Below are 13,258 nucleotides of genomic sequence, written 5' to 3'. Positions count from 1 at the left end.
GGGAGCCGTCAGGCAGCCAGCGAGCGACGTCGCCGGTGCGGTAGAGGCGCGCGCCGGGGATGGCGGAGAAGGCGTCGGGGAGGAAGCGCTCGGCGGTGAGCGCGGGACGGCTGAGGTAGCCGAGGCCGACCTGGACGCCGCCGATGAAGAGCTCGCCCGGCACGCCGACGGGAGTAGGGAGTCCGGTGGCGTCGAGGACGTGGAGCTGCGTGTTGGAGACGGGGCGACCGATGGGGACGAAGTGACGGGAGTCGCCCCGGGCGCAGTGCCAGAAGGAGACGTCGACGGCGGCCTCGGTGGGGCCGTAGAGGTTGTGGACCTCGGCGGAGGCGGGAAGGAGGGCGTGCGCGCGGCGGACGAGCTCGGCGGGGAGTGCCTCACCACTGCACACGACGCGACGAAGCCCGGAGAGCTTCTCGACACCCGGCTCCTCCAGGAAGGCGCGGAGCATGGAGGGGACGAAGTGGAGCGTGGAGACGCGCTGCTCGGAGATGAGGCGAACGAGGTAGGCGGGGTCCTGGTGACCGCCGGGCTTCGCGAGGACGAGGCGAGCGCCCGTCATGAGGGGCCAGAAGAACTCCCAGACGGAGACATCGAAGGAGAAGGGCGTCTTCTGAAGGACGGTGTCGTCAGGGGACAGGCCGTACTGCTGCTGCATCCACAGCAGGCGGTTGACGATGCCCGAGTGGGCGTTGATGGCGCCCTTGGGGCGGCCCGTGGAGCCGGAGGTGAAGATGACGTAGGCGGGAGCGTCGGGCCCGGCGAGGAGAGGCAGCGAGTCGCGGGAGTGGACTGCGACGTCGTCCCACTGTGAATCGAGGCAGAGCACGCGAGAGTCGTGCTGGGGGAGGGCGGACTTCAGGTGCTCGTGAGTGAGGAGCACGGGCGCGTCCGCGTCCTCGAGCATGCCGGCGAGGCGCTCGCGGGGATACGCGGGGTCCAGGGGAACGTAGGCGGCGCCGGACTTGAGGACGGCGAGCAGCGCGACGACGAGGTCGAGCGAGCGCTCCAGGCAGACGCCGACGAGGGAGCCCGGGCGAGCGCCAAGGGAGCGCAGGTGCCACGCGAGCTGGTTGGAGCGTGAGTCGAGCTGCGCGTACGAAAGAGCAGAGTCCTCGAAGCGCAGTGCCTCCGCGTCGGGGGTGCGGCGAGCCTGGGCTTCGATGAGTGAGTGCAGGCACACGTCGCGTGGGAAGTCGTCCTGCTGGCCCTGGAAGTCGGAGAGCAGTTGGAGCTGCTCCTCCTGGGTGAGCAGGGGCAGCTCGGACAGACGGGCGTCGGGGTTGGCGGCCACCGCGCCGAGCAGAGAGTAGAAGTGCCCGCGCATCCGCTGGATGGTCGCGACGTCGAAAAGGTCGGTGTTGTATTCGAGCCAGCCGAAGATTTCGTCCGGCCGGTCCTCGCGCAGCTCCAGCAGCAGGTCGAACTTCGCCGAGCCCGGGTCCACCAGCAGATAGGTGGACTGCAACCCCGGCATCGACAGGTCCTGGCGCGGGGTGTTCTGGAAGCTGAACATCACCTGGAACAACGGGTGACGGCTCAAGTCACGCGGGGGCTGCAGCTCCTCCACCAGCTTCTCGAAGGGCAGCTCCTGGTGTGCGTACGCGGCCATGCACACCTCCTTCGCGCGGCGCAGCAGCTCGCGGAAGGTGGGGTTGCCGCCCAGGTCATTGCGCAGCACCAGCGTGTTGACGAAGAAGCCGATCAGCGTCTCCAGCTCCGGCACGTTGCGGCCGGCGATGGGCGAGCCGACGGTGATGTCCGTCTGTCGAGAGTGCCGGTGCATCAACGTCTGGAACGTGGCCAAGAGCGTCATGAAGAGGGTGGCCCCCTCCTGCTGGCTGACCTCCTTCAGCGCACGCGTGAGTGCGACGGGGAGCGTGACGAACTGGCGGGAGCCCCGGTACGTCTGGCGCGCCGGGCGCTGCCTGTCCGTGGGCAGCTCCAACGGCGCTGGCAACGTCTTCAGGTGCTGCTTCCAGAAGTCCAGCTCGACGCGCAGCCGCTCACCCTGCATCCGCTCGCGCTGCCACTCCGCGAAGTCGGAGTACTGGATGACGAGCTCGGGAATCGCGGGCGCCTGTCCCGTGACCTCCGCCGCGTAGAAGGCCATCAGCTCGCGGACGAAGACACCCAGCGACCAGCGGTCCGTCACCAGGTGATGCATGGTGACCAGGGCCACGTGGTTGTCGGGCCCCAGGCGCAGCACCTTGCCGCGCAGCAGGGGGCCTCGCGCCAGGTCGAACAGGCGCTGGGACTCCTCGCTCGTGCGGCGCTCCACCTCCTCGTCCTGCTCCGCCTTGCCGAGCCGGGAGATGTCCTCCACTGGGATGGTCAGCAAAAGCTCCGGCACGACGACCTGGATGGGGAGCCCGTCGTCCCTCGCGGCGAACACGGTGCGCAGCGACTCGTGGCGTCGCACCACCTGATTCACACACCGCTCCAGCAGCGGGACGTCCAGCACGCCGGTGAACTGCACGGTGATGTGAACGTTGTAGGCGAAGGCCTCTCCGCCCTCGAGCTGGTCCACCACCCACAGTCGCTGCTGCGGGAAGGAAGCCGGTGCGGGCTCCGTTCCGGCGCGACGCGGAATGGTCCGCTCGAGCGCCTGCGTCGTCGTGGCCTGGAGCTGCCCCTTCTTCTCCTTGAGGAGCAACTCGTACAGCGCGCGCTGCTTGGGAGTGAGCTTGTCGAGATTCTTGGAGCTACCGCTCATTGCTGGACTCCAACTTCGGGGCCTCCGCGACCCGGGGGAACCCAGGGCGGAGGAGAAGGTTGCGGGGGGCCGATGACGTGTCCTGCTCGGCCCGGCTGAAATTCAGTGCGGGCTAGCGCGAGCGTCGCGCCAGCTCGGCTTCAATCTCTTCGTCGCTGAGGTTGGACAGCTCCTCGAGCGCGGCTTGACTGGCGGCCTCTTCGAGCGCGGTCTGGTGGTCGGCCACCAGCTTCGCGAGAGAGGCCACGGTGGCGGCCTCGAAGAGCTTCGCCAGGGGAATGTCGAACTCGAACTGGGTGCGCAGGCGTCCGGCCACGCGCGTGGCCAGCAGCGAGTGGCCTCCCAGGTCGAAGAAGTTGTCGTTGAGGCCCACGGAGTCCACGCCGAGGACTTCCTGCCAGATGGCCGCGAGCTGTTTCTCCAGCTCGCTCGCGGGCGCCACGAAGGGCGTCTTCGCGCGACGCGGCTTGCCGGCCGCCCGCGCACCCGACGTGGGCTGGGACGTGTCGCGCTGAATCCAAAGCTTCCAGCGCTGGGCCAGGTCTCCGGTGGCGACGATGACGTGTCCATCCACGCCGAGCGTCACCAGGCGACGGACGGCCTCGGCGCCTTCCTGGGGCGTCATGGCGTACTGGTCCATGCTGGTGCGCACGTGGGTGTGCTTCGTCTCTTCCGGCCACGGGTCCCACGACGCGCTCACCCAGCGAGTCCCAGTTCCTCCGGAGCGGGCTTGAGCGAAGGCGTCCATGAAGAGGTTGGAGGACGCGTACGTCAGGTAGCCGAGACCACCGAGGACCGCGGCGTTGGACGAGAAGAGCAGGGCGAAGTCCACCGAGCGACGGCTCAGCACCTTCTCCAGCGCATACGTGCCGTAGACCTTCGGGCCGAACTGCGTCTCGGACTCGCCCCGACCAATCTCTGTCAGCGGGTTGTAGAGCGACGGGCCGTGGGTGACGCCCGCGCAGTGGAGCACGCCATGCAACGCGCCGAAGCGGGCCTCCACCTGCGTCACCGCCGCCTCCAGTTGCTGGGCGTCCGCGACGTCCGCGCCCACCACCATCACCTGCGCGCCGCTCTGCTCCAGCTCCCGTACGCGGAGGATGCGCTGGGCCACCGCGTCAGTCTCCGGGTGCGTGGCCAGATACGAATCCCATTCGGACGGCGCCGGCAGCGTGGTCCGGCCTAGCAGCGCGAGCCGTGCCTTGAGGGTCTGCGCCAGGTGCCTGGCGAGCATCAGGCCCACGCCGCCAAGGCCTCCGGTGATGAGATAGACGCCCTGCTCGCGCAGCGGCGCGTGAGCCTCTCCCGAGGGCTCCAGGCGGAGCGGCGCATGGGTCTGCGTGAAGCGCTGGTTGGAGCGCCACGCGACGACCGCGTCACGCGTGCGTTGACTGAACTCGGCCAGCAGGCGCTCCGCGAGCTTCTCCACGCCCGCGCTCCGAGCCTCGGGGGCAATCAGGTCGATGCAGCGCGTGGTGACGTGCTCCTGCTCCTGCGGAATCACCTTGCAGGGCCCCAGCAGCGTGGCCTTCTCCGGGAGGGCGGTGCCCTCGCCCGCGACGTCATGCAGCCGGTCCGTCACGACCTCCAGCCGCACGGGGCGGGAGGTGTCGCCCTGGGCGAGCGCCTGCCCCAGGTGCAGGAGGCTGTAGTAGCCCGTGTCCTGGACCTTGCGGAACAGCTCGGGCCCCGGGAGGTCCTCGCCCGACGAGGCGAGGCTCCACAGGTGGACCACCACGGACGGGCTCAGCTCCTGGTCCGCCAGGTCCTTCCACAGCGTGGCGTAGTCACCGCGCAGACGCGGGTCGAGCGCGTAGCGGCGCGCGGCGTCTCGCATGAACGCGCTCCCCTGGCGCACGCTCACCACGTCCTGTCCTGACTCCTCCAGTCGACGGCACAAAGCCTCGCCGACGCCCAGCCCATCCACGAAGACGACCCAGCAACGACGCTCGGCCAGGGCCTTGCGGTCCAGGGCCACGGGCGCCGTGCGATGCCAGGCGGGCACGTGGAACCAGTCCGCCATGTCCACCAGCTTGCCCTGCGGCACCTGCGCCTGCGTGGCCTCGACGCGCGTGCCCGGAGCCACCCAGTAGCGCTGGCGCTCGAAGGGGTACGTGGGGAGCGGCACGCGGCGCAGGACACGGCCCTCGCTCACGGCTTCCCAGTCCACCTCCACGCCCTCCAGCCAGAGCTGGCCCAGCGTGCCGAGCACCGCCACCGGCGCGGGCTGGCTGTCTCCAGACGCGGGCAGGCAGCCTCGCACCGAGCGCGTCCCGGTGCTTCCCGCCAGCGCGCGCGCCCGCTCGACGAGCGGCCCCGTGGCCCCCATCGCGAGCACGACGCGAGACGGCTCCTTTACCAGCTCACGAAGCGCGTCGTCCAGGCGCGGAGCGCGGCTCGCCGCGTCCTTCCACGTCTCGGGTCGAGTCGCCTCGGCGGCAGTGAGCAGGGCGCCCGTGACGAGAGAGTAGTGCGGCACTTCGGGCGCCTTCAGCGTCGAGGCGCTCGGCGACAGCTCGCGGCCATCGCCTCGGGCGACCACCAACGAGAGGGCTTCCTCTAGCGGGAGCGTGCCCGCGAGGCTCGCGGCGATCCACGCGCCCGTGCCCTCACCGAGCATCGACTCGGGCTGAACGCCCCATGACATCCACAGGCGCGCCAGGGCATACGGCTCGACGAAGCGCGCGGCGGCGCTCACCGGGCCGGAGCGGCTGGGACGGCTCCTGTCCTCCGGATACAGCACGGCGCGCAGGTCCACGCCGAGCCGCGACTGGAGCAGCTCCGCGCAGCGGTCCACTTCCGCGCGGAAGGCGGGCTCCGAGCGGTACAGCGACTCCAGCGGAGCCTCCGCTCCGGCGTCGGAGAAGAGGAAGGACACGGGGCGGTTGCCCGTCTCGTGCGTGCCCGAGAGGACGCGCTGGGGCTCCGCCATGCGCAACACGCGCACGGCATCCTGCCCGTCGCGAGCCACCACTACCCGACGGTGCGCATGGGCCTTTCGGCCCACCTGGAGCGTGTACGCCACGTCCGCCAGCGCCTGTTGCGGCTGGGACTCCAGGTGCTGCGCGAGCCGAGCGGTGGCCGAGTCGAGCGCGGTGTGGCTGCGCGCGGAGAGCACGAGCAACTCCCACGGGCGTCCGGTCGATGCCGACGGCGCGGGAGGTGCTTCTTCCAGGACGATGTGCGCGTTGGTGCCGCCGATGCCGAACGAGCTGACGCCCGCGCGCCGGGGCGTCCTGCCGCGCGGCCAGGGCTGCAGCGCGGTGTTCACGTAGAAGGGGCCGCTGTCGAAGTCGATCTGCGGGTTGGGGGACTCGAAGTGGAGGCTGGGCGGAAGCTGCTGATGCTTCATCGCGAGGATGGCCTTGAGCAGGCTCGCGCTGCCGGCCGCCGCGTCCAGGTGGCCCACGTTCGTCTTCACCGAGCCGATGGGCACCGTGCGACGGCCCTTCGCCTTCGCGCCGAACACCTTCGTCAGGGCGCGCAGCTCGATGGGGTCTCCCAGCGCGGTGCCGGTGCCGTGCGTCTCCACGTAGGAAATCGTGTCGGCGGAGACTTCCGCCGCGGCGAGGGCGTCCTTGATGACGGTGGCCTGGCCCTGCACGCTGGGCGCGGTGAAGCTGGCCTTCACGGCGCCGTCGTTGTTGATGGCGGAGCCCTTGATGACCGCATGGATGGTGTCGCCGTCGGCCAGCGCGTCCTCCAGGCGCTTGAGCACCACCAGACCAATGCCGCTGCCGAAAATGGTACCCGCCGCCTTCGCATCGAAGGCGCGGCAGTGGCCGTCCGGCGAGGCGATGCCGCCGTACTGATACAGGTAGCCCACCTTCTGCGGGACGTTGATGGCGACGCCGCCCGCGATGGCCATCCGGCACTCGTCCGCGAGCAGGGCCTGTCCCGCCAGGTGCAACGCGACCAGCGCGGTGGAGCACGCGGTGTGCACGGAGTACGCGGGCCCGCGCAGGTTGAGGCGGTGAGCGACGCGCGTGGTGAGGAAGGCCAGGTCATTGCCCAGGCCAATCTCGAACGGGTCCAGTCCACCCAGCGCGGCGGGGTTGGAGAAGAGGTTGAAGACGTACGTGTCCGTGCGCGCGCCGGCGTACACGCCGATGCGACCCTTGTAGCGCTCGGCGTCGTAGCCCGCATGCTCCAGGGCCTCCACGGCGCACTCCAGGAAGACACGCTGCTGCGGGTCCATCACCTCCGCTTCCTTGGGGGTGACGCCGAAGTAGCCCGCGTCGAAGAGGTCCGCGTCCTCCAGGACGGCGGCGGCCTTCACGTAGTTCGGGTCCGAGCGGATGGCGGCCGTGTCCAACGCGCTCGCCTCCAGGTCCGAGTCCGTCAGGAAGCTGATGGACTCCACGCCGTCCCGCAGGTTGCGCCAGAAGGCCTCCAGGTCGCGTGCTCCCGGGAAGCGCCCGGCCATGCCGACGATGGCGATCTCCAGTCCCGTGGTGTCCGCGTTGGAAGAATCCGTGGCCATGTCTCTCTCCAAAGTCCCGCTCAAGTTTCGACCTTCCTCGCCCGCTGCTGCTTCAGCGCCATCCGCCGGCGCTGTTGCCGCCCCTCGTCATCCGCGTCCGCCTCGTTCTCGGTGCCCGAGTCCGAGGCGAGCCCTACTCGACGGACCAGGTCCTCGAGGAGGTGACGCGCCTTCATCGTTCCGTGCTCCGCGCGGAGCTGCTCGCCCAGCCGCGCCGCTGACGCCTGGAGGTCCGCGCGAGCGTGCACCGTGCTCAGCGCGTCCCCGAGTCGCTCCGCGTTCATCTCCCCGATGGGAAGCGCCGCGGCTCCACAACCCAGCTCCTGGACGACCTCGCCCCAGGTGAACTGGTCATACGTGTGCGGCACGACGACCTGCGGGACGCCCGCCCGGAAGGCCGCGCCCGTGGTCCCCGCGCCACCGTGATGCACCACGCACGACACCCGCGAGAAGAGCCAGGCGTGCGGCACCTGTCCCAAGGCCCTCACTGTCGACGGGAGGGCGCGCTGCCCCAGTCCGCTCCAGCCGTGCTGGATGAGGGCCCGTCGTCCCGAGCGCACCGTGGCCTGTACCAGCGCCTCCGTCAGCGCCTCCGGGTCCGCGTGCGTCATGCTGCCGAAGGTGATGCAGACGGGAGGTTCGCCCTCCGCGAGGAACGCGGCGAGCTCCGCGTCCGGCGTGAAGCCCGGCTCATCGAGGAAGCAGTACCCGACGGTGTGGTGGTGCGGCGGCAGGTCCGCGGCGGGAGGCCGCACGTGCCGGCTCAGCGCGGTGAGCACGAGCTGATTCGACAGGCCATCCACCAGCGGATTGTCGAGCGGTGGCAGGCCATGTGCTTCGCGCAGGGGATTGACCAGTCCGCGCACGGCCGCCTGGAAGGCCGGGCCGCCACCACCGCTGCCGCTGTGCTCCACCAGCACCGTGACGAAGGGCAGGTGCGTCAGGTCATGCACCATGCGCGCTGCGGGCTGGACGCGCCCGCTGATGAGCACGTCCGCGCCCCGACACGCGGCGCGCAGGTCCTCGAACATGCGGGGCAGTGACTCCACGAGCGGCTGGAAGAGCTGGAGCATGCCTCCGGCGGAGTGCACGACGTCCGGGCTCCCCATCATCGCCTGGGTGATGCCGCTCTGCGCCGCCCTCAGGTCGGGACCCACCGGGATGAAGTCGAGGTCATGGAGCTGCGCGAGCGCGCGGTACGAGGGCGCGGCGGCGAGCACGGGCTGATGGCCGTGGCGCTTCAGCTCGACGGCCAGCGCCACGAAGGGCTGGATGTCGCCGAGGGTTCCGAAGTTGGTGAGGATGGCTCGCATGGGGTGAGGGCGCGGGGAGGTCGAGGCGGAGCCGCGACGACTCAGTCGCCGTCCTCCGGCTCTTCGTCGTCCGCGCGTCGACGAGAGCGCTGACGCTGGAGGTTCTGTTTGCGGCGCTGGACGGTGGACTCGCGCTCGTCGGCCTCGCTGTTCGCCGAGCCCGGTCCCGCCTCGGGAGGCTGGAGCAACGCCGCGAGGGCCTTCACCGTGACGCCTTCGTAGAGGCTGGACGCGGGCACGCTGACGTTGAGCCGCCGCTTGAGCCGGTCGCTGAGCTGCACGGCGATGAGGGAGTCACCGCCCAGCTCGAAGAAGTTGTCCTGGATGCCAATGGGCGCCACACCCAGCGTCTGCTGCCACAGGTCCGCCAGCGTCCGCTCCATGTCCGTCGTGGGCGCCACGTAGGCGCTGCGCAGGTTCGACGGCCGAGGATGCTGAGGGCGCGCCGCGGGCTCTTCGCGGAGCTCCTCGGACACGGAGGCCCGGGAGCCCGAAGACTGGCGCGCGGCCACGTCATGCGTGGACACCACCAGCCAGGGGCCCGTGGCATGCGCGAGCGCGCGGCTCAGGGCCTCCGCGCCTTGCTCGGGAGAGAGCGCCAGGCGGTCCAGCGCCTCGCCACGTGCGCCCGGGTGCGCGCCGTAGTCCTCCACCTTCACCACGTCCCAACCCAGGCTCAACCACCGCCGGCCTTCATGTGACGCGGCCTGGGCGAAAGCGTCCTGCCATGCGCTCGCGGCCGTGTGCGCGACCGTGGCCATGCCGCCGAGCACCGCGGAGATGGACGAGGCCACCACGCGGAAGTCCAGCGCACGCTCACCCAGCACCGCGTCGAACAGGGCCAGCCCTCGCGCGCGCGGGTCGAAATGCCAGGCGCTCTCCTCGGGCCCCGTCTCGGAGACGAGTCGCGCCACCTGGTCTTTCGGGAGCCACGCCGCATGCACCACGCCGTGGAGCGCACCGAAGCGGGCCGCGGCCGTGTCGACGGCCTCGCGCAGCGACTCCTGCCGCGTCAGGTCGGTGGGAAGCACCACCACCTCCGCGCCCAGGGACTCCAGCTGCCGTGCCCGGCGGATCCGCTGCGTCCAGGCCTCGGTCTCACCGTGACTTGCGACGTGAGCGTCCCAGGTGTCGCGCGGCGGAAAGCCCAGCGGCTCCAGGCAGACGAGCTTCGCTCCTGGCGACAGGCTGGCCAGCGCGCGCCCATTCATCGCGCCCAGACCGCCCAGCCCATGGACGAGCAGGTACACGCCACCGGGGCGCGCGCTCGGGTGGGGCGTGGGGGCATCGGGCAGCGGCAGCGGCTCCAGGGACTGGACCCAGCGATGCGGACCCCGCAGCGCCACCACCGTCTCCACGGGCACCGAACGCAGCTCCGCGCGGAGGGCCCGGAGTCCGGTGGAAGAGAGGTTCGCCGCCGGGCCCGTCACCACGTCCACGTGATGGAACCGCAGGCTCGGGTGCTCCTGCGGAATCACCCGGCAGGGGCCGAGCAGCGTGGCCTTGTCGGCGCGGAGCGACTCGTCGCCCGTCACGTCGTGGACGTGGTTGGACACCACCCAGACGGTGCAGGGCCGCTCGGGCGCGAACTCGACGAGCGCCCGCGCGAGCGCGACGAGCGTGAAGTAGCCGCTCGCCTGGACCTGCGCGAAGGAGGCGGGGACGTCCGACGTCAGGCTCCAGAGATGCAACACGGTGTCGGGGAGCCTGCCCGCATCCCGCAGCGCACCGAGGAGCGCGCGCAGGTCCGGAAGCGAGCCCGGCGCCACGGTGTAGTCCCACTCTCCCGTTCGACTGAAGCCGGAACCTGGCCGCACGCGGAGCACCATCCGCTCCTCGCCGGGCTCCGGTGTCAGCAGGGCCTCGGTGGGAGAGGACTCGTCCTCGAGCACCAGCCAGACGCGCGGGTGTGTCGCCTTCGCGGTGCGCCCGGGAGCAAGCGGCGTGCGCTTCCACGACGGGGCATGGAACCAGCGCTCCATTGGCGCCTGGGCGAGCGGGACCCCGAGCGTCTCGGTCGTGACGGGCGCGGCCTCGGCGTGCGGCTTCGTGTCGGGCTCCACCCAGAAGCGCTGTCGCTCGAAGGGGTAGGTCGGCAGCGGAAGGCGATGGCGACGCTCCTCGCCGTGGAAGCCTCGCCAATCCACGGTGACGCCGGCCTGCCAGAGTCCGCCCAGCGTCGTGTACGCGAGCGGCGGCGCGTCCGTGGCCACGGTGTCCTGCGGCGTGGGCATGGAGGCGAGCACCGGGCGTCCCGGGGTGGTGTCGGGATACCGCCGCGTGAGCCGGCTGAGCACCTGTCCGGGTCCCACCTCCAGCACGACGCGCTTCGGGTCGGAGAGGAGCGCGTGCAGTCCATCCGCGAAGCGCACCGCGCCACGCAGGTGCTGGGCCCAATACTTCGGGCTCGTCGCCTGCTCCGTGGTGATCCACGTCCCGGTGACATTGGAGACGAAGGGCAGGGTGGGGGGCCGCAGCGTCACAGCCGCCGCGCGCGCGGTGAAGGCCTCCAGGATGGGGTCCATCATCGCCGAGTGGAAGGCATGAGACGTGACGAGCACGTGGCTGCGTACGCCCGCCTCATCCAACTGGCGCTTCAACTTCTCCACGGCCTCCGTCGGCCCGGAGGCGACGCACTGCATGGGTGCGTTCACCGCGGCGAGGCTCAGCTCGGTGCCGAGATAGGGACGGACCTCGTCCTCGCTCAGCGGCACCGCCAGCATGGAGCCGGACGGCAGCGACTGCATCAGCCGGCCGCGTGCGGCGACCAGTTGAAGCGCGTGCTCCAGGGTGAAGACACCCGCGAGGCATGCGGCCACGTACTCGCCAATGCTGTGACCGAGCATCGCCGCGGGCTTCACGCCCCAGGACATCCAGAGCCGCGCGGTGGCGTACTCGAGGGTGAACAACGCGGGCTGTGTGAACTCCGTGCGCGCCAGCGTCTTCTCGTGCTCCGCGGGCTCTCCCGACTTCGGGTACAGCACCTCGCGCAGGTCGCGCCCGGTCAGATGCGCCTTGAGCAGCTCGGCGCAGCGGTCCACTTCGGCGCGGAAGACGGGCTCCGCATCATACAGCGCGCGCCCCATGCCCACGTGCTGCGAGCCCTGGCCCGGGAAGAGGAACGCCACCGGGCGCTCCACCGCGTCCTGCGTCTCCGTGTGGACGCGTGCATCCCCTGTCGTGGAGAGCACCTCCACCGCGTCACCCACGCTTCGCGCGAGGACGAAGCGTCGCTGCGAGAAGCGCTGGCGTCCCGCCTGGAGCGTCCAGGCCACGTCCGCGAGCTTCGCGTCGGGCTGGGACTTCAGGGCCTCGGCCAGTCGCTTCGTGCTGGCCTCCAGCGCGGAGGGCGTGCGCGCGGACAGCGGCAACAACTGCCACGCGCGACGCGAGGCCGCGCTGTCGGGCGACCGAGGCGCCTGCTCCAGCACCACATGCGCGTTGGTGCCACCCACGCCGAACGAACTCACGCCGCCGCGCCGGGGCAGTGCGCCGGCGGGCCAGGGCTTGAGCGTCGCATTGACGTAGAAGGGACTGCCGTCGAAGTCGATGGCCGGGTTGGGCCGCTCGTAGTGGAGGCTGGGCGGCAGCTCTCCGTGCTTCACGGCCAGGGCTGTCTTGATGAGGCCGGTGATGCCGGCGGCGGCGTCCAGGTGGCCGACGTTGCCCTTCACCGAGCCCAGCGCGCAGAAGCGCCGCCGCTGCGTGGAGGAGCGGAATGCGCGCGTAAGGGCCTCCACCTCGATGGGGTCTCCCAGGGGCGTCGCGGTGCCGTGGGCTTCCACATAGCCGATGGAGTCCGCATCCAGTCCGGAGGCCGCGAGCGCCTCCGCCACCACCTGGGACTGCCCTTCGATGCCCGGGGCGGTGTAGCCCGCCTTGAGCGCGCCATCGTTGTTGATGGCCGAGCCCTTGATGACGGCGTGCACCGTGTCGCCATCTCGCACGGCGTTGCGCAGCTTCTTCAGCAGCACGACGCCCGCGCCGCTGCCGAACAGCGTGCCCCGGGCCTTCGCGTCGAAGGGACGGCAGCGGCCATCCGGCGACGCCATTCCACCCTCGGCGTGTCGGTAGCCATGGAGGAAGCTGACGTTGACGGACGCTCCGCCCGCGAGTGCCATGTCGCACTCGCCATTGAGCAGGCTCTGGCAGGCCAGGTGCACGGCCACCAGGGACGTCGAGCACGCGCTCTGCACCGCGTGGCTCGCGCCCCGGAGGTTCAGCTTGTACGAGACGCGGGTGGCCAGGAAGTCGGTGCCGTTGCCGATGTTGACCTGCACCGGCTCGACGGACTCCAGCACGCGGGGATTCCGCGCCAGGTTCATCAGCAGATACGTGTTGAGCGTGGCCCCGCCGTACACGGAGATGGCGCCCGGGTAGTCGCGCGGCGAATAGCCCGCGTGCTCCATCGCCTCCCAGCAGACCTCCAGGAAGACGCGGTGCTGCGGGTCCGTCAGCTCCGCCTCACGCGGTGGCATGTCGAAGAAGGCGGCATCGAACGACTCGGGCTCTGGCAGCACCGCCGCCGCGCGCACGAAGTCGGGGTCCTCCACCAGCTCCGGAGCAACTCCCGCCGCGAGACACTCCTCGGGCGTGAAGAAGCGGATGGACTCCACGCCGCCGCGCACGTTCGCCCAGAACTCCGCCGTGTCGCGGGCGCCAGGAAAGCGCCCGGACATGCCGATGATGGCAAGGTCCGCGTCGTCGATGTCTGCTGGCTGCTTCACGTCCACGTCATCCACTCCT

The 13,258-nt window shown here is 70.7% G+C and carries 4 protein-coding genes; all 4 read right to left on the bottom strand.

Features of this window, described 5'->3' with window-relative positions; translation table 11 throughout:
- A partial coding sequence (locus HUA74_RS43145) for an amino acid adenylation domain-containing protein (RefSeq protein WP_174459237.1) occupies positions 1-2,716 on the bottom strand: 2,716 nt, incomplete at its 3' end.
- 112 nt (positions 2,717-2,828) lie between these two features.
- Positions 2,829-7,199: a type I polyketide synthase gene (locus HUA74_RS43140; protein ID WP_254625514.1), complete on the bottom strand. Its 4,371-nt coding sequence runs from the start codon at positions 7,197-7,199 to the stop codon at positions 2,829-2,831.
- Positions 7,200-7,219: 20 nt separating this feature from the next.
- Entirely contained in the window at positions 7,220-8,512 is a 1,293-nt protein-coding gene (locus tag HUA74_RS43135; protein WP_174459235.1) for a glycosyltransferase, read from the bottom strand.
- Between the two features lie 41 nt (positions 8,513-8,553).
- Positions 8,554-13,239 (bottom strand): beta-ketoacyl synthase N-terminal-like domain-containing protein, encoded by a 4,686-nt coding sequence (locus HUA74_RS46250; protein WP_371817402.1) that lies wholly within the window; start codon positions 13,237-13,239, stop codon positions 8,554-8,556.
- Positions 13,240-13,258: the final 19 nt, after the last annotated feature.

This window comes from Myxococcus sp. CA051A, assembly GCF_013336705.1.
Taxonomy (GTDB): domain Bacteria; phylum Myxococcota; class Myxococcia; order Myxococcales; family Myxococcaceae; genus Myxococcus; species Myxococcus llanfairpwllgwyngyllgogerychwyrndrobwllllantysiliogogogochensis.
This window is presented reverse-complemented; position numbering and strand designations above follow the sequence as displayed.